This window comes from Hyphomicrobiales bacterium, assembly GCA_016125495.1.
In the GTDB taxonomy this organism is placed as follows: domain Bacteria; phylum Pseudomonadota; class Alphaproteobacteria; order Rhizobiales; family RI-29; genus RI-29.
In genome coordinates, this window is the sequence record WGLQ01000008.1 from 118,624 (window position 1) to 141,436 (window position 22,813).

General features: G+C 68.2%; 22 protein-coding genes, 1 tRNA gene and 1 pseudogene. 18 read left to right on the forward strand and 6 right to left on the reverse strand.

The window, feature by feature from the left end; genetic code table 11:
• The first annotated feature begins 122 nt into the window (after positions 1-122).
• Genes GC150_08200 through GC150_08215 form a run of 4 tightly spaced genes read left to right on the forward strand, consistent with a single transcriptional unit; the run spans position 123 to position 4,013 of the window.
• A complete protein-coding gene (locus GC150_08200; protein ID MBI1384875.1) occupies positions 123-1,046 on the forward strand; it encodes a branched-chain amino acid ABC transporter permease LivH in 924 nt (307 codons plus the stop codon).
• Positions 1,047-1,102: 56 nt separating this feature from the next.
• A complete protein-coding gene (livM, locus tag GC150_08205) occupies positions 1,103-2,449 on the forward strand; it encodes a high-affinity branched-chain amino acid ABC transporter permease LivM (protein MBI1384876.1) in 1,347 nt (448 codons plus the stop codon).
• 38 nt (positions 2,450-2,487) lie between these two features.
• Positions 2,488-3,285: an ATP-binding cassette domain-containing protein gene (locus GC150_08210; protein ID MBI1384877.1), complete on the forward strand. Its 798-nt coding sequence runs from the start codon at positions 2,488-2,490 to the stop codon at positions 3,283-3,285.
• A complete protein-coding gene (locus tag GC150_08215; protein MBI1384878.1) occupies positions 3,279-4,013 on the forward strand; it encodes an ATP-binding cassette domain-containing protein in 735 nt (244 codons plus the stop codon). Before GC150_08210 ends, GC150_08215 begins: the two co-directional genes overlap by 7 nt.
• Positions 4,014-4,050: 37 nt before the next feature.
• Here GC150_08215 and GC150_08220 read toward each other — a convergent pair whose 3' ends face one another.
• On the reverse strand, positions 4,051-4,461 hold the full coding sequence (locus GC150_08220; GenBank protein ID MBI1384879.1) for a cupin domain-containing protein: 411 nt from the start codon (positions 4,459-4,461) through the stop codon (positions 4,051-4,053).
• Between the two features lie 49 nt (positions 4,462-4,510).
• Positions 4,511-6,082, reverse strand: coding sequence for a trimethylamine methyltransferase (locus GC150_08225; protein ID MBI1384880.1), 1,572 nt, complete (start codon positions 6,080-6,082; stop codon positions 4,511-4,513).
• Positions 6,083-6,296: 214 nt separating this feature from the next.
• Between GC150_08225 and GC150_08230 the strand changes: the two genes are divergently transcribed.
• Complete coding sequence (locus GC150_08230) at positions 6,297-6,647, forward strand: hypothetical protein (protein MBI1384881.1); 351 nt, start codon at positions 6,297-6,299, stop codon at positions 6,645-6,647.
• 97 nt (positions 6,648-6,744) lie between these two features.
• Here the strand turns inward: GC150_08230 and purQ are convergent, their stop codons facing one another.
• From purQ to GC150_08245, 3 genes are all read right to left on the reverse strand, one after another.
• Entirely contained in the window at positions 6,745-7,446 is a 702-nt protein-coding gene (gene purQ / locus GC150_08235; protein ID MBI1384882.1) for a phosphoribosylformylglycinamidine synthase subunit PurQ, read from the reverse strand.
• Between the two features lie 184 nt (positions 7,447-7,630).
• The gene (purS, locus tag GC150_08240) at positions 7,631-7,873 is read right to left on the reverse strand and encodes a phosphoribosylformylglycinamidine synthase subunit PurS (protein ID MBI1384883.1); all 243 of its coding nucleotides are present in this window, start codon (positions 7,871-7,873) and stop codon (positions 7,631-7,633) included.
• 31 nt (positions 7,874-7,904) lie between these two features.
• Positions 7,905-8,684, reverse strand: coding sequence for a phosphoribosylaminoimidazolesuccinocarboxamide synthase (locus GC150_08245; GenBank protein ID MBI1384884.1), 780 nt, complete (start codon positions 8,682-8,684; stop codon positions 7,905-7,907).
• A 489-nt stretch (positions 8,685-9,173) separates the two neighbouring features.
• Between GC150_08245 and GC150_08250 the strand changes: the two genes are divergently transcribed.
• The 6 genes from GC150_08250 (at position 9,174) to GC150_08275 (ending at position 14,126) form a co-directional block, all read left to right on the forward strand.
• A complete protein-coding gene (locus GC150_08250; protein ID MBI1384885.1) occupies positions 9,174-9,491 on the forward strand; it encodes a DUF1476 family protein in 318 nt (105 codons plus the stop codon).
• A gap of 66 nt (positions 9,492-9,557) precedes the next feature.
• Positions 9,558-10,301: a 2,4-dihydroxyhept-2-ene-1,7-dioic acid aldolase gene (locus GC150_08255; protein ID MBI1384886.1), complete on the forward strand. Its 744-nt coding sequence runs from the start codon at positions 9,558-9,560 to the stop codon at positions 10,299-10,301.
• Positions 10,302-10,637: 336 nt separating this feature from the next.
• Positions 10,638-11,396, forward strand: a complete 759-nt coding sequence (gene rlmB / locus GC150_08260) for a 23S rRNA (guanosine(2251)-2'-O)-methyltransferase RlmB (GenBank protein ID MBI1384887.1) — start codon at positions 10,638-10,640, stop codon at positions 11,394-11,396.
• Between the two features lie 180 nt (positions 11,397-11,576).
• Positions 11,577-11,652, forward strand: a tRNA-Thr gene (locus GC150_08265).
• 515 nt (positions 11,653-12,167) lie between these two features.
• Complete coding sequence (locus GC150_08270) at positions 12,168-13,385, forward strand: hypothetical protein (protein MBI1384888.1); 1,218 nt, start codon at positions 12,168-12,170, stop codon at positions 13,383-13,385.
• A gap of 297 nt (positions 13,386-13,682) precedes the next feature.
• On the forward strand, positions 13,683-14,126 hold the full coding sequence (locus GC150_08275; protein MBI1384889.1) for a LysR family transcriptional regulator: 444 nt from the start codon (positions 13,683-13,685) through the stop codon (positions 14,124-14,126).
• Between the two features lie 119 nt (positions 14,127-14,245).
• On the opposite strand, the gene GC150_08280 is transcribed toward GC150_08275, so the two are convergent.
• Complete coding sequence (locus GC150_08280; GenBank protein MBI1384890.1) at positions 14,246-15,169, reverse strand: autotransporter domain-containing protein; 924 nt, start codon at positions 15,167-15,169, stop codon at positions 14,246-14,248.
• Between the two features lie 1,150 nt (positions 15,170-16,319).
• Between GC150_08280 and GC150_08285 the strand changes: the two are divergent.
• The 7 genes and pseudogenes from GC150_08285 (at position 16,320) to GC150_08315 (ending at position 22,722) form a co-directional block, all read left to right on the forward strand.
• A pseudogene (locus GC150_08285) lies at positions 16,320-16,568 on the forward strand (hypothetical protein).
• Between the two features lie 1,273 nt (positions 16,569-17,841).
• Positions 17,842-18,378 (forward strand): histidine phosphatase family protein, encoded by a 537-nt coding sequence (locus tag GC150_08290; GenBank protein ID MBI1384891.1) that lies wholly within the window; start codon positions 17,842-17,844, stop codon positions 18,376-18,378.
• 94 nt (positions 18,379-18,472) lie between these two features.
• Complete coding sequence (locus tag GC150_08295) at positions 18,473-19,102, forward strand: aminodeoxychorismate/anthranilate synthase component II (GenBank protein MBI1384892.1); 630 nt, start codon at positions 18,473-18,475, stop codon at positions 19,100-19,102.
• A 16-nt stretch (positions 19,103-19,118) separates the two neighbouring features.
• Positions 19,119-20,132, forward strand: a complete 1,014-nt coding sequence (gene trpD, locus GC150_08300) for an anthranilate phosphoribosyltransferase (protein ID MBI1384893.1) — start codon at positions 19,119-19,121, stop codon at positions 20,130-20,132.
• A 42-nt stretch (positions 20,133-20,174) separates the two neighbouring features.
• Positions 20,175-21,002 carry an indole-3-glycerol phosphate synthase TrpC gene (gene trpC / locus GC150_08305; protein ID MBI1384894.1) on the forward strand — a complete coding sequence of 276 codons (828 nt, stop codon included), beginning with the start codon at positions 20,175-20,177 and terminating at the stop codon, positions 21,000-21,002.
• A complete protein-coding gene (gene moaC / locus GC150_08310; GenBank protein MBI1384895.1) occupies positions 20,999-21,499 on the forward strand; it encodes a cyclic pyranopterin monophosphate synthase MoaC in 501 nt (166 codons plus the stop codon). The genes trpC and moaC overlap by 4 nt, the downstream gene beginning before the upstream one ends.
• Complete coding sequence (locus GC150_08315) at positions 21,496-22,722, forward strand: molybdopterin molybdenumtransferase MoeA (protein MBI1384896.1); 1,227 nt, start codon at positions 21,496-21,498, stop codon at positions 22,720-22,722. Before moaC ends, GC150_08315 begins: the two co-directional genes overlap by 4 nt.
• Positions 22,723-22,813 lie beyond the last annotated feature (91 nt).

The window sequence follows — 22,813 nt, forward strand, 5'->3', positions numbered from 1 at the left end:
CAATGATTGCTGGACGCCCGAAGGGTTGCTAAGAGCACATGAGTTGCGGTGGCACCACGGCGCCGCAACCGGGATGGAGGGGGACGCGACGCACGTCCGCCCATGGGGAGGAGCGCGCGGGCATGGAATATTTCACTCAGCAGCTCATCAATGGTGTGACGCTCGGGTCCATCTACGGCCTCATCGCAATCGGCTACACGATGGTCTACGGGATCATCGGAATGATCAATTTCGCGCATGGCGACATCTTCATGGTCGGCGCGTTCACGGCGCTGATCCTGATCATCGCACTCGGGCTCAGTGCCGCGAGCCCGGCGCTGGTGCTGATCCTCGCGCTCGTGCTGGTGATGGCGATCGCCATGGTGCTGACGGCGGCCTGGGGCTGGTCGGTGGAGCGGATCGCCTACCGGCCGCTACGCCAATCGTTCCGGCTCGCGCCGCTCATCACGGCGATCGGCGCTTCGATCGTGCTGCAGAACACGGTGCAGATCGTGCAGGGCGCCAAGGTCAAACCGCTGCAGCCGATCGTCACGGGCGGCTATACGATCATGGAGGGCGGCGGGCTCACGGTTTCGTTGTCCAACATCCAGATCCTCATCATCGTGACGACGGTCGTGCTGATGGCGGGCTTTTCCTACCTCATCGCCAAGACGCCGCTCGGTCGCTCGCAGCGTGCCTGCGAACAGGACCGCACGATGGCGGCCCTTTCGGGCGTCGACGTCGACCGTACCATCTCGCTCACCTTCGTGGTGGGGGCGGCGCTGGCCGCGGTCGCCGGCATGCTTTTCCTCCTCTATTACGGTGTGATCGACTTCTACATCGGCTTCCTCGCCGGGGTCAAAGCGTTCACGGCCGCAGTGCTCGGCGGCATCGGTTCGCTGCCGGGGGCCATGCTCGGGGGCCTCATCATCGGCCTCATCGAGACGTTCTGGTCGGGCTACTTCTCGGTCGAGTACAAGGACGTCGCCGCCTTCTCGATCCTCGCAATCGTGTTGATCTTCCTGCCGGAAGGTCTGCTCGGCAAGCCGGAAGTCGAGAAGGTCTGAGGGCCGGCAGTCGGGTGCTACGGGGCGAGCGCAGGCGTTAGAGGGGCAAGCGGAGCATGGCAGCGGTTGGCGAGCAGCGCTCGGGCGGGGGGCAGACCACGGCAGGCATCGGCGAGGGGGCCGTCGGGGCCCTGCGCAGTGCCTTCACGGCCGCGCTGGTGGCGGCGGTGGTCGGCATGCCGCTCTTTGCGTTCCTCACCATCCAGGAGCCTCAGGGCCTCGTCCTCAAACCGACGTGGACCACGTACCTCGGGCTGATCGGGGCGGTATTCGCGCTGACGCTGATGCGCAGCGGGGTGGTCGATACGGGGGCGCTGCGTGCCTCCGGCGACAACCGCGCATGGCGCGCGGTCACCCGGGCCTTCGCGCGGATCTCCCCCTTCCTTTCCGCCGCGCTCATTGCATTCGCGATCGCCTTTCCCTTCGTCTTTTCCGATGATCGCAGGCTGCTCGACCTCGGCATCCTGGTGCTGACGTACGTGATGCTCGGCTGGGGGCTCAACATCGTGGTCGGGCTCGCCGGGCTTCTCGATCTAGGCTATGTCGCGTTCTACGCTGTCGGCGCCTATTCGTTCGCGCTGCTCGCCAAGTATTTCGCCCTCGACTTCTGGATCTGCCTGCCGCTGGCCGGCATCCTGGCGGGCTTCTGGGGCATCATCCTCGGCTTTCCGGTGCTCCGGCTCAGGGGCGATTATCTCGCGATCGTCACGCTGGCGTTCGGGGAAATCATCCGGGTCGTACTCATCAACTGGTATCAGTTCACGAACGGACCCGACGGGATTTCTGGCATTCCGAAACCGAGCTTTTTCGGACTGGAGTTCACGCGCACCGGCGACAACGCGTTCCACACGTTCTTCGGCCTCGAGTTCGCGACGACCCACCGCTTCATCTACCTCTACTTCATCATCCTCGGCCTCGCGCTCCTAACCAACTTCGTGACCATGCGCCTTCGGCGACTGCCGATCGGGCGGGCGTGGGAGGCGTTGCGCGAGGACGAAATCGCCTGCCGCTCCCTCGGCATCAACGTCACCAACACCAAGCTCACGGCATTCGCCATCGGGGCGATGTTCGGCGGTTTCGCCGGCGCCTTCTTTGCGACGCGCCAGGGTTTCGTCTCGCCGGAAAGCTTCACGTTCCTCGAGAGCGCGACCATTCTCGCCATCGTCGTGCTCGGCGGACTCGGCAGCCAGCTCGGCGTCGCGATCGCTGCGGTCGTGATGATCGGGGGCGGGGAATATTTCTTCCGCGAGTTCGACGAGTACCGGATGCTCATCTTCGGCGCGGCGATGATCATCATCATGGTGCTGCGCCCGCGCGGCCTCGTCTCCTCGCGCACGCCGACGATCGCCCTCGGGACGCGCCGCGCGATTTCGAGCGATCTCGTCAAGGAGGGCCACGGGTGAGCCAGAGCGATCTGATCCTCGAGGTCCAGCACCTCACGATGCGGTTCGGCGGGCTGGTGGCGGTCGACGACGTCAGCTTCAATGCGCGAAAGAGCAAGATCACCGCGCTCATCGGGCCGAACGGGGCTGGCAAGACCACCGTCTTCAACTGCATCACCGGCTTTTACAAGCCAACCGTCGGCATGATCCGGCTCAACCATCCGGACGGCGAGCCGAGGCTGCTCGAGCGGCTTCCCGGACACCAGATCAACGCCGATGCTCGCGTGGCGCGGACGTTCCAGAACATCCGCCTCTTCACGGGAATGACGGCCCTCGAGAACCTGCTGGTCGCCCAGCACCAGCCGCTGATGGCCGCGTCGGGCTTCACGATCGGAGGAATCTTCGGCACCGCCGGCTATCGCCGCGCCGAGCACGAAGCCGTCGACTTCGCACGCTATTGGCTCGAGCGCGTCGGGCTCATCGACCGGGCGGACGATGCGGCGGGCGATCTGCCCTACGGCGGTCAGCGCAAGCTCGAGATCGCGCGGGCCATGTGCACGCGCCCGGTGCTGCTCTGCCTGGACGAGCCGGCGGCCGGACTCAACCCGCGCGAGAGCCAGGAACTCAACGATTTGCTCACATCAATTCGCGACGAGGACGCCCTTTCCATCCTCCTCATCGAGCACGACATGGGCGTGGTGATGGGCATCTCGGACCACATCGTGGTGCTCGATTACGGGGTCAAGATTGCCGATGCCGCGCCCGAGCAGGTGCGCCAGGATCCGCAAGTCATCGCCGCCTATCTCGGCGTCGACGAGCAGGAGGTGGAGCAGGTCGAGCAGGAGATCGCATCGTGACCGGTGTCGTCCTTCAGGTCCAACGGGTCGAGACGTTCTACGGTCGCGTGCAGGCCCTTCGGGGCGTCGACCTCCACGTCAATGCCGGGGAAATCGTAACGCTGATCGGCTCGAACGGCGCCGGCAAGACGACGTTGATGATGACGATCTGCGGCAACCCGCGCGCGCGCAAGGGCCAGATCATCTACGACGGCACCGACATCACCCGCATGCCGACGCATAAGATCATGCACTCGGGCATCGCCCAGTCGCCGGAGGGGCGGCGGATCTTCCCGCGCATGACGGTGCTCGAGAACCTGCAGATGGGATCGATCCTCAACAAGCGCGCCGCCGAGACGTTCGACGAGGACCTCGAGCGTGCCTTCGTGCTCTTTCCGATCCTCAAGAAGCGCCAGAGCCAGAGGGGTGGCACGCTCTCGGGTGGCGAGCAGCAGATGCTCGCCATCGCACGCGCGCTGATGGGCCGGCCCAAGCTGCTCTTGCTGGACGAACCCTCGCTCGGCCTCGCACCGCTCATCGTCAAGCAGATCTTCGAGGTGATCGGGGAACTCAACCGGCGCGAAGGGCTGACCGTCTTCCTCGTCGAGCAGAACGCCTACCACGCACTCCGGCTCGCGCATCGCGGCTACGTCATGGTGAACGGCGCCATCACCATCTCGGGGACGGGCGAAGAACTGCTGCATCGCCCCGAGATCAGGGCCGCTTACCTCGAAGGCGGCGCCCACTGAGGCCGGTTCGAACCCGCTCCGCGCGTGCGTGGCCCTCTCACCCCTTGCCGATCGGGGAAGAGAAATCCCGGTCGTCGACCGGTTCGAGCCAGGTCACGCTCACACCATCGAGCGCCTCCTGAATGGCGATATGGGCCATCTGCGTTTCGATGCCGGCGCCGTGCCAGTGCTTCTCGCCCGGCGGGATCCAGACCACATCTCCCTGGCATAGCTCGCGTACCGGCTCGCCCCAGGTCTGATAGCGCCCGCGCCCGGAGACGATCACCAGGCTCTGGCCGAGGGGATGGGTGTGCCAGTTGGTGCGGGCGCCGGGTGCGAAGGTGACGAGCAGCGCCCGCACGCGGGCCGGCGCCTCGGCTTCGACGAGCGGGTCCTGCCAGACGGTTCCGGTGAAATATTCGGCGTTTGCGCGCGTGCTCGGGCGGCTGCCGGCGGGGTACAGCTTCATTTCCTCTCCCTTTCTCGATCCGATGCCGGCCGGTGCCGCGCGCCCAACATCACGCAAAGCTCGCGGGCAGTTCGCGTTTGCGGCGGGCGATGAAATCGTCGAGCGCCTCGCCTACAGCCACATCCATCTCCGGTCGGCGATAGTCGGCAAGGAGGCGTTCGCGATGTGAGGCGGCGCGCGACACCGCATCGCATTCACCGCGTTCGCGCCATTGCTCGAAGGAGGCAGTGTCGAAGAGTGCGGAGGAATGGAAGGCGTCGCGGTAGCGCGCCAGGGTGTGGCTCGCTGCGAGAAAGTTTCCGCCCGGTCCGACCTCGCGCACTGCCTCGAGGGCAAGGGTCGCCTCGCAGACCTGCGGGCCGGCGGCAAAGCGGGCGGCGACCGCGAGCAATTCGGCATCGAGAACGAGCTTGTCGAGATCGAGACAGAGACCGGCCTCGAGGTTGCCGGTGGCATGAATGAGGAAATGCGCGCCCGACAGGACCGCCGCCTGGAGCGCCATCGCGCTTTCGAGGCCGGCTTGGTAATCGGGAAGCTTGGACGTGGACGTCGTGGCGCCGGTGCGGAAGGGAACACCGAGGCGGCGGGCGAGCTGACCGGCGGCGAGGTAGCACTGCCAGGTCTCCTCATAGCGAACCGGCGCGCCGGAACGCATGTCGAGGCCGGTGGAGAGATATCCGAAGATCACCGGCGCGCCGGGGCGAACCAACTGGGCAATCGCCATGCCAGCAAGCGCCTCGGCCAGGGCCTGGGCCAGCATGCCGGCGGCGGTGACGGGGCCGGCGGCGCCACCGATGACGAAGGGGGTGATTACAGTGCCCTGACCGGCGGCGGCATAGGTGCGCAGAGCCGCCAGCATGGTGCCGTCGAGCACGAGCGGGGAGTTGAGGTTGATCAATCCGAGGAGGCAGCAATTCTCGGCAACGACCTCCTTTCCGAGGACGATCTCCGCCATGTGGATGGAATCAGCCGCGCGTTCCCCCGAGGTGACGCTCCCCATGAAGGGCTTGTCGGAGAGCGTGAGGTGGGCGCGGACCATGTCGAGATGGCGCGTGGTGACGGGCTGGTCGGTCGGCTCACAGACCGTGCCGCCGGAGTGATGCAGGGCGGGCAGGCTGTAGACCAGCTTCACGATCGTCTCGAAGTCGGCAAGCGTCGAATAGCGCCGGACCATGTCCGACGCGCGCACGAACGGCGGGCCGTAAGCCGGCGAAAAGACCAGGCTGTCCTTGCCGAAGCGGACGCTGCGATCGGGGTTGCGCGCTCGCTGCTCGAAGCTCGCCGGGGCCGAACGTTTGACGATCCCGCGTGCGAGACCTTGCGGAAACCGAACCCGCTCGCTGGTAACCTCGGCCCCTGCCGCACGCAGCAGAGCAAGGCTCTCGGGATCTTGGCGCACGTCGACCCCGATCTCGGCGAGGATACGGTCGGCCGTCGTCTCGATGGCGACGAGGGCCTCCTCACCCAGGAGATCATAGGGCGGAATTCGGCGGGTCACATATGGCAGCGCGAGAGGTGCGGGTTGATCCGACTGTTCGTGCCGACGTCCGCGCCGACGGTGCGTTCGGGATGACGACGCCGCGAGGGACGCCGGGGGGACGGCGCTGGCTGGATCCACCATAGGTGCTGCTCCTGGCGCGAACGTGCCGACTTGGCGCTTGCTTGGACGTCAGCATAGACGGACGCACGCTGCGGTCCAGTGTCATGGCGAGCGGGCGACGTCCGATCAGGCAGAGCGAGAGCCGGACCGCTCGGGGCTTGCCAGTCGGGGGAGCGCATGGCATCCGAGGGAAGCATCGATTGCCGGCCGCGAGACCGACGACAAGGGGATGGCGATGGGAATCATCTGGGAGAAGTCGTTCATCATCTTCCTGTTCATCACCCTCATTCTCGGCGGCGGCGCCGCGTGGATGACCGGGCGGGCCCTGGCGCGCGGTTGGGCGCCGTTCTGGCAGGCCGCCCTCTACATGCTCTTGCTCGGCGCCGCGGTCCGCTTCTTCCACTACGGCCTCTTTGCGCCGCCGCGCGAGGGCACGTTGCTGTCGCTGCATTATTATGCGGTCGACACCGCGATCCTGATCGCGCTGGCCTGGCTCGGCTATCAGTCGACGCGGGCGACGCAAATGGCGACGCAGTACGGCTGGCTCTATCGCAAGACCAGTCCGCTCACCTGGACGGCGAAATAGCGCGCATCGCGCCGGGCTCGTGGTCGCAAGACCGGCGAATGGTTGCGTCTGCAGTCGAGCTCAGCTCTCTAAGAGGTCGGCGCGTCGGCGCACCCGCTCAGGCCGCCTCGGCGACGCAAGCAAGGACGCTCTCGAACATGGCTCTGCCATCGGTGCCGCCGAGTTCGACGTCGGCAAGGCGTTCGGGGTGCGGCATCAGGCCGAGGATGCGCCCGTCCGGTGAGCAGAGCCCTGCGATGTTGGCGAGCGATCCGTTGGGGTTCGCCTCAGCCGAGGCTTCGCCCGACGGCGTCACGTAGCGCAAGGCCACCTGACCCTCACCCTCGATGCGCGCGAGCATCTCGGGATCGGTGAAATAGTTGCCGTCGGCATGGGCGATCGGGATGCGCAGCACGGCGCCCGGAGAATAGCGGTTGGTGAAAGGCGTGGTCGTGCGCTCCACGCGGACGTGGACGTCACGGCAGATGAAATGGAGCGAGGCATTGCGCATCAGGACGCCGGGCAAGAGACCTGCCTCGCAAAGAATCTGAAAGCCGTTGCAGATGCCGAGTGTCGGCGTGCCGGCCCGCGCGCGGGCAACGACGTCGCGCATGATCGGGGAGCGCGCCGCGATGGCGCCGCAGCGCAAATAGTCACCGAATGAAAAACCGCCCGGCAGCACGATGAGATCGAGCCCCTCCGGCAATGCGGCATCGGCGTGCCAGACCATCGCCGGCCGGCTGCCGGTGATCTGCTCGATGGCAACGGCGACGTCCCGGTCGCAATTAGAGGCCGGAAAGACGACGACGGCGGATTTCATGGGGTTGCCCTCCAGCCGATAACTCAGCGCATCACATAGAGGACGGCGACGGCGGCGGCGATGAGCGGCACCAGTAGGAAGACCGCCACCTTGCCTGCCAGCGACAAGATGGCGGACCGCTCCGCCCGCCCATGAGCTTGCCCGCGAACCCGATCCGTCATGACCGCCGCCCGCGCAAGCGCCCTCAGGCCACCAGCTCGACACGGTAATTCTCGATCACCGTGTTCGCCAGGAGCCGCTCACACATCTGCCGCAGGCTCGCCTCAGCGGCTGCCGGGTCGGTCTCGGCCAACTCGATCTCGATCAGCTTGCCCTGGCGCACGTCGCCGACGCCGGCAAAGCCGAGCGCACCGAGCGCGCCAGCAATCGCGCGCCCCTGGGGATCGAGCACCCCGTTCTTCAGCGTGACAGTCACGCGTGCCTTCATTCCCGATCCCCCGCCTCGCCGGCCGCGGCCTTCAGTTGACGTTGTTGGACGATACCAAACGCGGCCCCTTTCCGGTGGCCGGCTTGGAGTCGTTGAGGATGCCCAGCCGCCGGGCAACCTCCTGATAGGCCTCCACGAGACCGCCGAGGTCGCGCCGGAAGCGGTCCTTGTCCAACTTCTCGTCGCTCTCGATGTCCCAGAGCCGGCAGGAATCCGGGCTGATCTCGTCGGCGAGCACGATACGCATGTTCTCGTTTTCGTAGAGGCGCCCGAACTCGACCTTGAAGTCGACCAACCGGATGCCGACCCCGAGGAAGAGACCGCTCAGGAAGTCGTTGATGCGCAGGGCGAGGGCCATGACCTCGTCGAGTTCCTGGGGCGTGGCCCAGCCGAAGGCGGTGATGTGTTCCTCGGTGACCATCGGGTCGTCGAGTTCGTCGGCCTTGTAGTAGAACTCGATGATCGAACGCGGCAGCGGCAAGCCTTCCTCGAGGCCGAGGCGCTTCGACAACGAGCCGGCCGCGACGTTGCGGACAACCACCTCCAGCGGGATGATCTCCACTTCGCGGATGAGTTGCTCGCGCATGTTGAGGCGGCGCATGAAGTGCGTCGGCACGCCGATCTCACCGAGCCTCTTGAACAGATACTCGGAGATCCGGTTGTTCAGGACGCCCTTGCCCTCGATCACCTCGTGCTTCTTGGCGTTGAAGGCGGTCGCATCGTCCTTGAAGTGCTGAATGAGCGTACCCGGCTCGGGGCCCTCGTAGAGGACCTTGGCCTTGCCCTCGTAAATCCGCCGACGTCGACTCATGGGTGTGTCCTTGTCACTGGTCGGCTCGTAACTTTCGAGCCTGGATCGGCCTGTCACCTCGAGGCCCGCCGGACCGCCCGGACCGTCGCCGATCCGGCCGCGAGTGGACCGTTCGCGGCGCCACGCCCGGTCGGACGGCGGCGATCACGCCGAGCGGGCCGCGGGCGAACCGCAGCCGAGCCGCGCCACCCTATCCGATCGGCGCGCGTCCCACAATGAAAGCCGCTCCGGCAGTGCGCTTTGTTACCTGGTAATTCGTTCGCCCGGTCCGCGCACCCAGGTTGATAACATGGGGTCGGCACGTTATCTCCAACAGTGGGATCGCGTTGGCAAGTCATCCTTCGACCGACGCGACCGGCGCTTGGCGCGGTGCCGGAAGATCGCAATCAGCACCGCTCGGGGAGCGTCGTGCTCGGTGGCAGCAGCAGGGGCCGACCGGTCCCGGGCGTTTGCCGGCCCGGGCCGCGCGGTGATCAGGAGAACGTCCCGATGAACACTTTCGACGATCGCAAGAAGTCCTATGAGGCCAAATTCGCGCACGATCAGGAAATCAAGTTCAAGGCCAGCGCACGCCGCAACAAGCTGCTGGGGCTGTGGGCCGCGGACCTGATGGGCATCTCCGGCGCCGAGGCGGACGACTATGCCAAGGCCGTCATCAAGGCAGACTTCGAGGAAGCGGGCGACGACGACGTCTTTCGCAAGATCCGTCGCGATTTCGATGCCAAGGGGGTCGCCCAGTCCGACCACCAGATCCGTCGCAAGATGGATGAATTGATGGTCACGGCCTTCGAACAGGTCACGCAGTAGTCGGATCCCGCTGCGGCCGGTCCACCACGACCGCCGGTTTCGGGTGTTTCAGGGAGGCTGCGGGCCATGATCCGGCAGGCGCTTGCGAAACGGGGTAGCCCGCTGCATGCCTCCTGGCACACGCTCGGCGTACCGCTCGGCATCGAACTGGCGGCGGCCGAGGGGTGGGATCTGGCGCTCATCGACCAGCAGCACGGCATGGGCGGCAACGACCAGCTCGTTGCCCAACTGACGGCGGCGCGGGCCGCCGGCGTGCCGGGGCTGGTGCGGGTTGCATGGAACGATGCGGCCCTCGTCTCGCGGGCCCTCGATGCGGGTGCGGCGGGAGTCGTCGTGCCCATGGTCAACAGCGCCGAGGAGGCCGCCGCCTTGGTGCGTGCGGCCAAGTATCCGCCCCTCGGGGCGCGCAGCTGGGGCCCCTACCGGGCCGCGCTCACCAGCTCCGGGGACTACCTCTCGGACGCCAACGAGGCCACGCTGGCGTTCGCCCAGATCGAGACGGCGGCGGCGGTCGAGGCGCTCGATGGGATCGTTGCGACAGCTGGCATCGACGGCCTGCTGGTCGGCCCGAACGACCTCGCCCTCTCGCTCACCGGTGCGCGCGACATTCGCGCGCCCGTCGTGCTCGACGCGATGGCGGCGGTGCTGGCGGCCTGTCGGGACAAGGGTCGGCTCGCCTGGATTTTCGCCAACGATCGCGCCTACGCCGACGATCGACGCATCGAGGGCTGGGATATCATATCGATCGGCAGTGATGCGGGCTGGCTGGCGGCCGGTTCGCGCGCCATGCTGAAGGGCACGGGCGCCTGAGGGCCCATCGGGTCGTGCCGCGGGCGGGCCCGTCCGGGCGGCGAGTATTCTTGGCAGTGACCGATCAAGGGAGACGCGCCGATGAAGCGGGCGGGAGCCAGCGGCCGGGCGGGCCGCGGACCAGGACGCGGCGGGGGGCGTGGACAGGGGCCGGTGCCGGGCGGCAAGACCCGCGCGCCCGACGGCGAACGCACGGTTGCCGATGCTCCTTCGCCCGGAACGGGGGCCGAGCCCGATCGATCGCGAGCCGACGCCCCGGGTCGCGGCCCGTCACGCGCGGCGCATTGGCACGCTCGGCGCCGGCCAACGCCCCCACGCCTCGAGACCACCGACGAGATGACCGTGCTCTACGGCCACCATGCCGTGGCGGCCGCCCTCGACAACCCGGCCCGGCGGCTCCGCTCGCTGCTGGTCAGTGAGGCCGGGGGTATGCACATCGAGGCCAGCATCCGGCGCCGTGGCATCGCGCCGACCGTCGTTGCGCCCGGGGAGCTCGATCGCATGCTCGGCGGCGAAAGCGTCCATCAGGGGGTCGTGATGACGGCCGATCCGCTGGACGGCCCGGATGTCGGCGAACTCGCTGCGCGGCTCGCACGCGCGCGCCAGCGAACCGACCCGAGGGATGGCGAACGCGGTGGCGCGCCCCGTCCGCTCGTCGTGCTGCTCGATCAGGTCACCGATCCGCACAACGTCGGCGCGATCCTGCGTTCGGCGGCCGTCTTCGGGCTCATTGGCCTCGTGATGACGCGGCACAACTCGCCGCCGCTCGGCGGTGCACTGGCCAAGGCGGCATCCGGCGGGCTCGAACTCGTGCCCGTGGCGCTGGTTGCCAATCTGGCACGGGCGCTGGACACGCTCGCCGACGGCGGGGTCACGGTGCTCGGGCTCGATGCGCAGGGCAACGGCCGGATCGAGGACGTGGCGACCGGCTCCGATCCGATCGCGCTCGTTCTCGGGGCGGAGGACAAGGGTTTGCGCCGGCTGACGCGAGAGCGCTGCGACGCCATCGTCTCGATCTCGACGGCGGCATCGATGACCAGTCTCAACGTCTCGAACGCCGCGGCCATCGCGTTCCACGCGCTTTCGCGTCGATGACGCTCCGCGGCGCACCGCTCTTTGGGGCGGATCGCGGGGCGAAGGGAGAAAGGCGAGCCATGGGGCCGTGGGGTCTCGCCCGCGCGACATCGCAGCCCGCTTGCCCGGGTCCGATCCAGGCCGCTCGGCAATCTTGTCGGCGACAACCGGGCACGATATAGCGCAAGGGGTTCAGCGCGCGCCGGCTTAGCTCAGTTGGTAGAGCACCTGATTTGTAATCAGGGGGTCGGGGGTTCGAGTCCCTCAGCCGGCACCAATGAAATCATGTCCATACCGGAGACATGGGTCACAGGTCGTACCGGTCACTTGGGTAACAACCTCGGGCCGAACCGGTGCCCGTTCATGACGAGAGCCCATCTTGGTCGTGGGCCAGGCGGTCCGCCGGCCCGAGATGCCACGGATCGAGTCTGCGTCCTCACCTCGGATCGGCATGGCTGGCGGGCGGCGATCAGCTTCATCCTCTTCCCGCTCCGCGAACGCGGCAACGATCTCCCGCGCATCCTCGATCAGCCGCCGTTTGGAGCCCCACTTGCGAGTACGGTTCGCCGAGCGCGCCGACCGACGCCGCGAACGCCGTCGTCCCGCCGTCGAGACCCGCACGGGCGGCGACGTCACACTTCATCTGGGATCGGATGACAGCCTCATGGAGCCCGTGAGGGTGCGAGGCCCCGGTCGCCCACGGAAGAAAATCTGGGCCGGACTGCACAAGCCGATGGCCAAGGGTGCCCCTGACGCCCCCCGGCAGGCTCCGACAAGACACGTCGAGCCCGCGTGAGCGCGAATCTCCAGCAAGCACTCGACATGGCGCCTGTTGGCGGCTTGGATGGTATTGCGACCCTGCCAGAACGTGGAGCAGGCATCGGTCCTCAACCGGAGAAGCTCATGCGCATCGCGAGTATCGAGACCTACGTGCATACGCCGCTGGACGATGCCGATCCCTGGTTCCCGCGAAAGCCTCTCGCCTTCGTGCGCCTCCTTACCGATCACGGGCTGGTCGGCTGGGGCGAAATTCACCCGGTGACCCACCGCATCGCGGCCCTTTGTTCTCTGGTTCGATCGCTTGGCGAGGGGCTGATCGGCTGGCCCGTGCACAACATCAAGGCGATGCAGGATCGTGCCTTCAACGCCTTTGGCGAGCAGCGCATCGGGATGGAAGGTTATTCAGCGGCCAGCGCCATCGAGATTGCTGCCTGGGATGCCCTCGCCCAGGAGGTCGAAAAACCGGTTCATGCGCTGATGGGCGGCTGCTGCCACGACGCCATCCCGCTTTACGCGAACATTTACAGCCGCTTGCCTCGGTCGCCGACAGCCATGGCGGCGCGGGCGGGCGAACTCGCAGAGCGCGGCTTCGGGGCAATCAAATTCTATCCCTTCGTCGGTGGCGTCTCCCTGGCGGACGGAGTGGAGAAGGTTCGTGCCGTACGCGAAGCCGTGGGCTCAGGTGTCGAACTCGGCGTGGACCTTTGGCGCCATACGTCGCCGGCAAGTGCACGAGCGATTTGCAGGGCACTCGAGCCGTTCGATATCGCCTTCGTCGAGGACCCGCTCGCCCCCATCGATGCGCGAAACTATGCCGACCTCAGGGCGCAGGCGACCCAACCCCTCGTCACCGGCGAAACACTCGTCGGCAAGTACGCGTTCCGTGAACTTCTCGAGCACCGCGCCGTCGACATTCTGAACCCGGATGTTTGCGCCGTCGGCGGCATCCTCGAGATGCGCGAGATCGCAGCCATGGCGGAGGTCTTCCAGGTCAGGATCGCGCCTCACGCGGCGAACAGCATGACGATCGGGCTCGCGGCAACGGCGCACGCGGCGGCCGGCATGCCCAACCTCTATCGATGCGAGTACTTTCCCGAATGGGAGGCCGATCTCGACGCGTTCTGCGACCTGCCGCTTCGTGCCGAGAACGGTGCACTGGCTCTGCCGACACGCGCAGGACTCGGCATACGGCTGAATGCGACCAGCTCGCGGTTGACCCGGATCGACTGACGAGACAGGCACCGACACCTGCGAACGAGAGCCGGGCGAAATCGCTGCAGCGGCCTCCGCCGCCGCGTGCCTCTCACGTCCACTTCGCCTCGAAGGGAGGCTTCGAAAGGTTCTCCGGTCCGGCATCGGTTATCAGGATCTATTCCTCGGGCTTGATTCCCGACCGACCGGGACCGTCGAACAGAGGCCCTTGCATGCGGGCGCGTCCCTCGCTCGTCCTAGGATCGCGCGGGGCCTGCTGAAGCGCGATTTTTCCAATGCCGACCCCGCGAGGAATGAAATGCGAACTGTCGCAACCTGCCGAAACTGGACGAACTCCTGGCCTTCGATGCAGCCGCCCGAGCGAGCAGTTTCACCCGGGCCGCGCGCGAATTGAACGTCCAGCAGCCTGCCGTGAGCCGCCGTATCGCGCAGCTCGAGGTCCGGGTCGGCACCGACGTCAACGTGCGGTACCGGCGGCCGGGTCGGCGCCGGACACAGCATTTCGATGACATGCAGTGCGATAGACTTGGTACTGGACAGTGTCGGACGTGCCTTGGACCAGCGTTTCCTGGCCGCGCGCGAGCTGGTGTCGGGCGAACTGTCATGCCATGCGGGGACACGCTCGCCAGGCCGCATGCCGACGCCCTCGTCGTGCCGTTAGCAAAGACCGATAAGCCCGCCGTGCGACGCTCCATCGACTGGGTGAGGTGGGATGCGGCGGAACGGCTCCACGCCCTCTCGACGAAATCGCAACGGTAGCGATCGGCCCCGCCGCCGACGGTTCGCGCGGCGAGCGAGGCCATAATGGAGGAGGAGAGTGAGGATCACCTCCTCACCGCGCACCCAGTCACCTCATCGGCAGGACCCGTGGCCCAAGCCTAGAACCGCCACCGGAAACCCGCCGAGACGGCCTGATCGGTCGCCTCGTCGGAGAGGTTGGCACCGTAATCGACGAAGCCGGTCAGCGCGTCATCGAAGGCGACGTTGACACCGACGCCGACGGCGAGCGCATCCTCGGCGCGCCGTGCTCCGGCGACCGTGAACGTCCCGCCGCCGCCCGCGAGCGTCAGCGGCACGAGGGGCGCGATATCGCCGCTGGTGTGCACCCAGCCGATGCGGGCCTGCGGCATCACCGTCATGCCCTCCGAGCGGTAGGTCCCCGCGATCCGCAGGCCGACGATGGTGTCGAGGGTGTCGTAGCTCTGGGCGGCGACCGTCAGGTTCGCGGCGCCCGCCCCCTGCTCGGTGAAGCCCTCGACATCGACATCGGCCCAGCGCACCGCGATCATCGGCATCAGCGCGAGGTGCCCCATGTCCATCAGATAGGCCGCCTCGCCATAGAGACTGATCTGGTCGGCATCGTAGCCGGCCGTCGCCGTGCGGGCGATGCCGGGAAAGACGATGTTGCGCGACGTCTCGATGTCGTGGGACGAATATCCGGCCAGCGCCTTGAGATGAATGTTGCCGATCACGATGCCGCCGTAGGCGGCGATGCTGGCCGTCTCGATGTCGTAGTTCGAGAGCCGCGCCTCGGCGTCGCCATCCGTCCGGCCCCAGTGGGCCATGAGGCCGATGCGCGTGCCCGGCGCCACCAAGGTATCGACGCCGCCCATGAGGCCGCCCGAGGTGGATTCCGCTTGCGCCGCGTTGCCGTCCGAATCCAGCCGGCTGACGTCACCATAGCCACGCGCCCATCCGGCAAGGCTCGAGCGCGGCCGCAGCGGTCCTTCGTCGTCCTTGGCTGAGCCGTGTCCGAGGGCCATCTGCCCGTGGAGCGCCTCGGAGGTGAGGCCGAGGCCCATGAAGGTGGACTGTGAGCCCCCGCTGCCGCCCTCGCCTCCCCCCGTCTCGAGTTGCCACAGCCGCTCGCCGGCGATCCCCGTCAGGTGGCGAACCGTGTTGAAGAACGCGTGCAGCGCCGAGGCATGGACTTCGCCCGAGAGCAGATCGAAGGCCGCCCGTGCCTCATCGGGATCGAGCAGGAGGAGGGCATTGAAGAGGGCGAGCGCGTCGCCCGTCTGCAGGAAGTTCTCGAGCGCCGCTGCGACCTGCTGCTGGTTGAAGGTCTGGGCGACCGCCGTGAAGGCCGCCACCTGGTCCAGGGTGAGGAAAATATTGTTGGCGTCGGACGAAAGGAGGAATTGGAGGAAGGCCGAGGCGTCCGTCACGCCGTCGAACTGGCCCGTGACGCCACCGGTCGAGGTGAGGATGGTGAAGACCGTGCCGTCGACGTAGCTGGTCGCGGGATCGAGGGTGATCACCTCCACCGTGCCGCCATTGATCGTCGTCGTGCCGGCAACGGCGAGAAGGTCGGAAGTCCCGTTGGCGGCAACCTCCACCCGGAAGATCGAACCGGGCGAAAAGAGCGCGTTTCCGGCGACGTTGAGCGTGCCGATGGAGTTGCCCGGGGCGACCGCGCCGCCGTTGTTGGCAAAGAGATCATCCACCGTGCCGGTGCCGCCCAGCGCGCCACCGTCGACCACGGCATCGGACAGGTTCGTGCCGTTGACGTTGAGGAGACCGCCGGTGACGGTCGTGTCGCCCGTGTAGGTGTTGTCGCCCGTCAGTGTCGTCGTGCCGTCGCCGGACTTGAGCAGGGCGCCGGAGTTGCCGCCGTTGCCGGTATCGTCGGCGATCACGTCGTTGATGGTCTGCGTCTCACCCGTCTGCGGATCGAAATTGATCGTCGCGTTCTGGAGGAAAATGCCGCCGGCCGCCATGCCGTCGCCGCCGTCGTTGCCGCCCGATCCACCGGTCACCGTGCTGGCGCCCATGGTGCCGGAGCCGCGGATGGTCAGCGTGCCGCCTTCGCGAACGAAGATCGCGCCACCGAATGCCGCGCCACCGCCGCCGCCATTCGTGCCGCCGTCACCGCCGCCGAAGCCCGCGAAACCGGCGCACGCCCCGCCGCCGCCGAAGCCGCCGTCGCCGCCTTCGAGAAAACCGCCACCATCGGCGCCGCCACCGCCGCCGCCGAAGCCGCCATTACCGCCACTGTCGAAGTCGCCGCCGCCGCCGCCGCCGAAGTCACCGCCGTTGCCGCCATCGAACTCTTCCGAGCCGCCGCCACCGCCGAAATAGCCGCCGTTGGCCGCCCGGGTCGAATTCTGGAAGCTGTCCTCGCCGTCGCCGCCGCCGCCACCGCCGAACGCGCCATCACCGCCACCGCCATCCTCACCGCCGCCACCGCCGCCGCCGCCGAAGGCCTGGCCGGGCTGCCCGACGCTGGCGGCACCCCCGACGTCATCGCCACCTCGGCCACCCTCGGCGCCACCGCCCGCCCCGCCGGTGTTGACGACCGCGTCACTGCCGTCGGCCGTCAAGCCGCCGCCGCCGCCGCCCGCATCGGACGAACTGCCATTACCGCCGTTGCCGAAGAAGCCGCCGCCGCCGCCGCCGCCATCGTCGTTCGCGTTGCCGCCGTTGCCGAGCGCGCCACCGCCACCGCCGCCGCCCTCGTCAGCGCCGCCCTGGCCGCCATTGCCGTAGAGGCCGCCACCGCCGGAGGGGTCATTAACGACATTGTTGAAGGCCCCACCGTCGCCGCCGAGGCCGCCGCCGCCGATCCCCTGGGTCCCGGCCAGACCGTTGCCGCCCGTGGCGCTGTTGCCGGAGAAATTGACGAGGTCGAGAATGACCGTCGTGTTCTGGTCGACGAAGAGGCCGCCACCGGCGCCCATGCCGCCGCCGCCGCCGTTGCCGCCGATGCCAGCGCCGTTGACGATGTTGAGGTTGTTGATGGTGACCGTCGGGCCGCCCGCGGTCGTCGGCGAGGTCGAGGAGACGAAGAACGGCCGGAACGAATCCACACCATCGATTGTGAAGCCGTTGCCGTTGACGGTCAGCGTGCGCCCGTCGTCGAGCACGATCGGCGCCACGTCCTGCGACAGCGCGAAGCTGCCCGTGATGTTGATGGTGTGGTCGTCGTTGCGGTCGAGCACCATCGCGCGGAGCGCGTTGGCGAAGGAGAGGTGGTCGTTGACGTTGAAGACGTCCGCCCGTGCCGCGGGGCCGGCGAGCACGAGGCCCGAAAGCGTGGTCGTGGCGAGCAATGCCGCCCGCAAGCCGCGCCCCCGGCGCAGCCGAAGCCCGGCAACCTGGCGGTTGGCCGACCCGATCCCGACAAACGTTCCTTGCAACTCGCGCATGCGCCCCAGCCCCCATGGTGCGATCGACATGACTACGATCAAGCAACCTCGCGGATGCCTGCCGACAGTTCATGACGATACCGATCGTCTCAGAGTCGAACGGAGTTGGCGACCACAGACGAAAGTGAGTTGCGTACAGTCGACGGAGTGTTGCTGCTTTGTGACAAAACGGTAGCGCCGTTCAGTAGGACGATCTTCGCCCTCCGGTGCACCCTCACCCGGTCACTCCCGCCGCTCGCGCCCCGCACGCCGGGCCTGCCGCAGAGCGGGCGTCATTCGCTCTCACACCCCCTCGCCTCGGAGAGCGGCTTGCGCTAGGGTTCGCCATGCTGAAGCTCCACCTCCTGCGCCACGCCAAGTCCGATTGGACCGACCGCACGCTCACCGACCACGACCGCCCGCTCGGGCCGCGTGGCGAACGGGCGGCGCCCGAGATGGCGCGCTTCATGGCGACCGCCGGCCTCGTGCCGGAACTCGTGATCTGCTCGTCGGCCGCGCGCACCCGCCAGACGCTCGCCCTGATGCTTCCGCACCTCGGCGATCCCGAGAGCGGCCACAGCCCGGCCGTCACCTATTCGCCTGCGATCTACGAGGCATCGGCCGCAACACTCCTCAACGTCCTCGCGAATGTCGCCGGCTCACCGAGCCCGCTCCTCCTCGTCGGCCACAACCCGGGCCTCCAGGAGCTGGCGCTGCTGCTGGCGGGTGGCGAGGAATGCCCGCCCGTCTGGGCCGTGCGCGAGAAATTCCCGACGGCCGGGCTCGCCGAGATCAACCTCGCGATCTCGAACTGGTCGGAGATCGCCCCGGGCTGCGGCTCTCTCGTTCGTTTCGAGACGCCCCGCTCGCTCGGCCTCGCCTGACGCTTGCCGATGGGCGGCCGCGCGCCGGCACGTCCTTGCCGACCTGATCGTGGGCGCGCTTGACCGGCCCGAACCTTGCCCGTACACCGCGCCCATGCTCTGGCTCATCGATAACTACGACAGCTTCACCTACAATCTCGTCCATTACCTGGGCGAGCTCGGCGCCCCCGCGCATGTCGTGCGCAACGACGCGGTGACGGTCGCCGAGGTGCGCGCCGCGCGCCCGAGCGCGATCGTCCTTTCGCCGGGTCCCTGCACGCCGAGCGAGGCGGGCATCTGCGTCGAACTGGTGCGCGAACTCGGCGCCACGGTGCCGATTCTCGGGGTCTGCCTCGGCCACCAGACGATCGGCGAGGTCTACGGCGGCCGGGTCGTGCGGGCCAACCGGCTGATGCACGGCAAGCTCTCGCGCGTCTCGCATGGCGGCAAGGGCCTGTTCGCCGGCCTGCCAGAGAGCTTCACGGCGACGCGCTATCACTCCCTCATCGTCGAGCGCGCCAGCCTGCCGGACTGCCTCGAGATCACCGCCACCACCGAAGACGGGACGATAATGGGGCTCGCCCACCGTGAGCATCGCGTGCACGGCGTGCAATTCCACCCCGAGAGCATCGCCACCGAGTGTGGCCACGCGCTGCTCGCCAATTTCCTCGACATCGCCGGCATCGCACACGGCGCCGCGCCCCGCCGGGTTCCCCCCGTGGCGCTGCCCGTCGCCGTCGCCTAGCTCGAAGGTGGCTGCCATGGACGCCTTGAAGCCCTTCATCGCCAAGGTCGCCGACGGCGCCGCGCTCGGCCGGACCGAGGCCGCCACCGCATTCGGCATCATCATGTCGGGCGAGGCTTCGCCGGCCCAGATCGCGGCCTTCCTCATCGCCCTTCGCATGCGCGGCGAAACGACGGACGAGATCACGGGCGCCGCCGAGGTGATGCGGGCAAAGGCGCTCCCGGTCACCGCGCCGCCCGGCGCCATCGACACCTGCGGAACCGGCGGGGATGCCTCCGGCACCTTCAACATCTCGACCTGCACCGCCTTCGTACTGGCGGGTGGGGGCATTCCGGTCGCCAAGCACGGCAACCGCTCGATCTCCTCGCGCTCCGGCTCGGCCGACGTCCTGGTCGCCCTCGGTGTCAAGCTGGATGTCGGGCCGGACGTCATCGCCCGCTCGATGCGCGAGGCGGGCGTCGGCTTCATGTTCGCGCCCGCCCACCATTCCGCCATGCGCCATGTCGGTCCGGTCCGTCAGGAACTCGGCCTGCGCACGATTTTCAATCTCCTCGGCCCGCTCTCCAACCCTGCCGGGGCCCGCCGCCAGGTCATCGGCGTCTTTTCCCGGCGCTGGCTCGTCGCGATGGCCGAGACGTTGCGCAACCTCGGCTCCGAACGCGTCTGGGTGGTGCATGGCTCGGACGGGCTCGACGAATTGACGACGACCGGGCCGACCCATGTCGCCGAGTTGCGGGACGGCCGGGTGACGGAGTTCGAGGTCAACCCGTCCGATGCCGGGCTGGCGATCACCGAACCCGCGGCGCTCAAGGGGGGAGATGCGGTGGCGAATGCCGCCGCGATCCGCGAGGTTCTCTCGGGCCGGCCCGGCGCCTTCCGCGACATCGTGCTGCTGAATGCCGCGGCCGGCTTCATCGTCGCCGACCGCGCGGGCTCCCTCGCCGAGGGGACCCGCCTTGCAGCACAATCGATCGACAGCGGCGCGGCGGGGCGGGCGCTCGAGCGGCTCGTTGCCGTCACCAACGGCTGACCGAACCAGCCCCAGCGAACCCGACCCGCAGAAAGCCGACCGATGGCCACCGTTCTCGACCGCATCATCGCCTACAAGCGCGAGGAAGTCGCCGCCGCAAAGGCGTTCATCGCCCCGCCAGCGCTCGCCCGTCTCGCCGCCGGCGCGCCGCCGCCGCGCGGCTTTCTCGCTGCCCTTGCCACACGCGCCGCCAGTGGCCGGCCGGCACTCATCGCCGAAGTCAAGAAGGCGAGCCCGTCGAAGGGCCTCATCCGCGCGGATTTCGATCCCGTCGCGATCGCGCGCGCCTACGAGGAGGGGGGCGCCGACTGCCTCTCGGTGCTGACCGATGCCCCCTCCTTCCAGGGGGCGCCGGAATTCCTCACCCGCGCGCGCGCCGCGACCAGCCTGCCCGCCCTGCGCAAGGACTTCATGGTCGACACATACCAGGTGCTCGAGGCGCGGGCCTGGGGCGCCGATTGCATCCTCGTCATCATGGCCTCGACCGAGGATGGCCTGGCACGCGACCTCATCGCCGAGGCCACGGCCCTCGGCATGGACAGCCTCGTGGAGGTCCACGACCGCGCGGAACTCGAGCGAGCGCTCGCCCTCGAGGCACGCCTCATCGGCATCAACAACCGCAACCTCAAGACCTTCGAAACGCGGCTCGAGACGACCGCCGAACTCGCCGCACACATTCCCGCCGATCGCCTCGTGGTGGCCGAGAGCGGCATCGCGGCGCCCGCCGACATCCGCACCCTCTGGGCCTCCGGCGCGCGTGCCTTCCTGGTCGGCGAGAGCCTCATGCGCCAGGCCGACGTTCGGGCAGCGACGGCGGCGTTGCTGGCGACGGGCCCGCTGCCGATCGAGACCAGGGAGAACAACGCATGAGCGAGCAGCCGCTCAGCCATCTGAACGCCAAGGGCGAGGCCCACATGGTCGATGTCGCCGGCAAGGCGGTGTCGACGCGCCGTGCGGTCGCCGAGGGCGTGGTGACCATGGCCGCCGCCACGGCTGCCCGCATCACCACCGGCACCGTCGCCAAGGGCGACGTGCTGGCCACCGCCCGGATCGCCGGGATCATGGCCGCCAAGCGCACCCACGAATTGATCCCGCTCTGTCATCCGCTCGCTCTGACACGGGTCACTGTCGACCTCGCGGTCGACCCGGCGCTGCCCGGCGTCGTCGTGCGTGCCGAGGTTGGATGCGAGGGCAAGACGGGCGTGGAGATGGAGGCACTGACCGCCGTATCCGTCGCCTGCCTCACCATCTACGACATGCTGAAGGCGGTCGATCGCGCCATGGTCCTCGGCCCGATTTCCCTCCTCGAGAAGGAAGGCGGGCGCAGCGGCCACTGGCAGGCCGGCGCCGGGGAGCGGAACACATGACCCTGCTCGCTGTCGAGGAGGCGAAGGCGCGGGTGCTCGAGGGCGTCCATCCGCTCGATGCGGTCAACCTCGAGATCGAGGCGGCGGCCGGCATGACTCTCGCCGACGGCGTCGAATCCCGCCTCGACCAGCCGCCCGCCGATGTCTCGTCGATGGACGGTTATGCCGTGCGCGCCGCCGATTGCAGCGAGGCCCCGCGCGAGGTCGTCGTCGTCGGCGAGGCGGCCGCCGGCCATCCGCTCGCGGCAAGCCTCGCATCCGGGCAGGCCGCCCGCATTTTCACCGGCGGCGTCCTGCCCGTCGGTGCCGATGCCGTGATCGCACAAGAAGATTGCACGCCCCTGCCAACCGCGGCGGGCGCCCCAATGCGTGTCCGGCTCGACGCCGTGGCGAAACCCGGCCAGTTCGTTCGGCGACGCGGTATGGATTTCAGCCGGACCGAGCGCCTCCTCGAGAGTGGCACCCGCCTCGATGCACGGGCCCTCTCCCTCGCCGCCGCGATGGGGCATGGCAAGCTCGCCGTCCGACGTCCACCGCGCGTCGCGATCCTGGCGACGGGCGATGAACTGGTCGCGCCCGGAGTACCGCCGCAGCAAGGGCAGATTCCCTCCTCGATCCCGGTCGGATTGGTCGCCATGGTCGCCGCCGCCGGTGGTGAGCCCATGCTTCTCGGGATCGCCCGCGACACCCGCGAGAGCCTGGCCGACGCGCTGGCCAAGAGCGCGGGCGCCGATATCCTCGTCACCATCGGTGGCGCCTCCGTCGGCGATCACGACCTCGTCGGCCCAACGCTCGCCGAGGCCGGGCTCGACCTCCACTTCTGGCGCATCGCCATGCGGCCTGGAAAGCCGCTGATGTTCGGCCGGCTCGGCGCGCGCCGGGTGCTCGGGTTGCCGGGCAACCCGGTCTCGGCGCTCATCTGTGCCCGGGTCTTCCTGCTGCCGCTGATCCACCGCCTCCTCGGCCGGCGCGGGGAGGATTTTCCCCTCCTGACCGGAGTCGCAGCCGGTGAGGTCGAGGCGAACGGCCCGCGCACCCACTACATGCGCGCCACGATCGAGGGACGGACACCGCAGGGCGCCGCGATCCTGGCTCCCTATCCCTCGCAGGACAGTTCCCTTCTGGCCGACCTCCTGCGCGCCAGCGCCCTCGTCGTGCGCCAGCCCCATGCCCCAGCCACACCCCGAGGTGGTGCGCTCGCGTACCACCTCATCGACTTCTGACCGACCGGGGCCCCCGGTGGTCACCGATATCGAGCAGGTGGCGGCACAAAAGAGTTGCAGAACACAGAACGAACATCTAAATTGTTCTCGA

What these genes read in the sequence shown, in the direction of transcription:
- rlmB (MBI1384887.1), top strand. Translation starts at nt 10,638, where the DNA reads ATGACCGTGCTCTACGGCCACCATGCCGTGGCGGCCGCCCTCGACAAC.
- GC150_08255 (MBI1384886.1), top strand. Translation starts at nt 9,558, where the DNA reads ATGATCCGGCAGGCGCTTGCGAAACGGGGTAGCCCGCTGCATGCCTCC.
- GC150_08295 (MBI1384892.1), top strand. Translation starts at nt 18,473, where the DNA reads ATGCTCTGGCTCATCGATAACTACGACAGCTTCACCTACAATCTCGTC.
- GC150_08250 (MBI1384885.1), top strand. Translation starts at nt 9,174, where the DNA reads ATGAACACTTTCGACGATCGCAAGAAGTCCTATGAGGCCAAATTCGCG.
- purS (MBI1384883.1), bottom strand. Translation starts at nt 7,873, where the DNA reads ATGAAGGCACGCGTGACTGTCACGCTGAAGAACGGGGTGCTCGATCCC.
- GC150_08200 (MBI1384875.1), top strand. Translation starts at nt 123, where the DNA reads ATGGAATATTTCACTCAGCAGCTCATCAATGGTGTGACGCTCGGGTCC.
- trpD (MBI1384893.1), top strand. Translation starts at nt 19,119, where the DNA reads ATGGACGCCTTGAAGCCCTTCATCGCCAAGGTCGCCGACGGCGCCGCG.
- GC150_08245 (MBI1384884.1), bottom strand. Translation starts at nt 8,684, where the DNA reads ATGAGTCGACGTCGGCGGATTTACGAGGGCAAGGCCAAGGTCCTCTAC.
- GC150_08220 (MBI1384879.1), bottom strand. Translation starts at nt 4,461, where the DNA reads ATGAAGCTGTACCCCGCCGGCAGCCGCCCGAGCACGCGCGCAAACGCC.
- GC150_08280 (MBI1384890.1), bottom strand. Translation starts at nt 15,169, where the DNA reads ATGGGCCTCGGCCTCACCTCCGAGGCGCTCCACGGGCAGATGGCCCTC.
- GC150_08290 (MBI1384891.1), top strand. Translation starts at nt 17,842, where the DNA reads ATGCTGAAGCTCCACCTCCTGCGCCACGCCAAGTCCGATTGGACCGAC.
- GC150_08210 (MBI1384877.1), top strand. Translation starts at nt 2,488, where the DNA reads ATGCGGTTCGGCGGGCTGGTGGCGGTCGACGACGTCAGCTTCAATGCG.
- livM (MBI1384876.1), top strand. Translation starts at nt 1,103, where the DNA reads ATGGCAGCGGTTGGCGAGCAGCGCTCGGGCGGGGGGCAGACCACGGCA.
- GC150_08315 (MBI1384896.1), top strand. Translation starts at nt 21,496, where the DNA reads ATGACCCTGCTCGCTGTCGAGGAGGCGAAGGCGCGGGTGCTCGAGGGC.
- moaC (MBI1384895.1), top strand. Translation starts at nt 20,999, where the DNA reads ATGAGCGAGCAGCCGCTCAGCCATCTGAACGCCAAGGGCGAGGCCCAC.
- GC150_08225 (MBI1384880.1), bottom strand. Translation starts at nt 6,082, where the DNA reads ATGGTGGATCCAGCCAGCGCCGTCCCCCCGGCGTCCCTCGCGGCGTCG.
- purQ (MBI1384882.1), bottom strand. Translation starts at nt 7,446, where the DNA reads ATGAAATCCGCCGTCGTCGTCTTTCCGGCCTCTAATTGCGACCGGGAC.
- GC150_08230 (MBI1384881.1), top strand. Translation starts at nt 6,297, where the DNA reads ATGGGAATCATCTGGGAGAAGTCGTTCATCATCTTCCTGTTCATCACC.
- trpC (MBI1384894.1), top strand. Translation starts at nt 20,175, where the DNA reads ATGGCCACCGTTCTCGACCGCATCATCGCCTACAAGCGCGAGGAAGTC.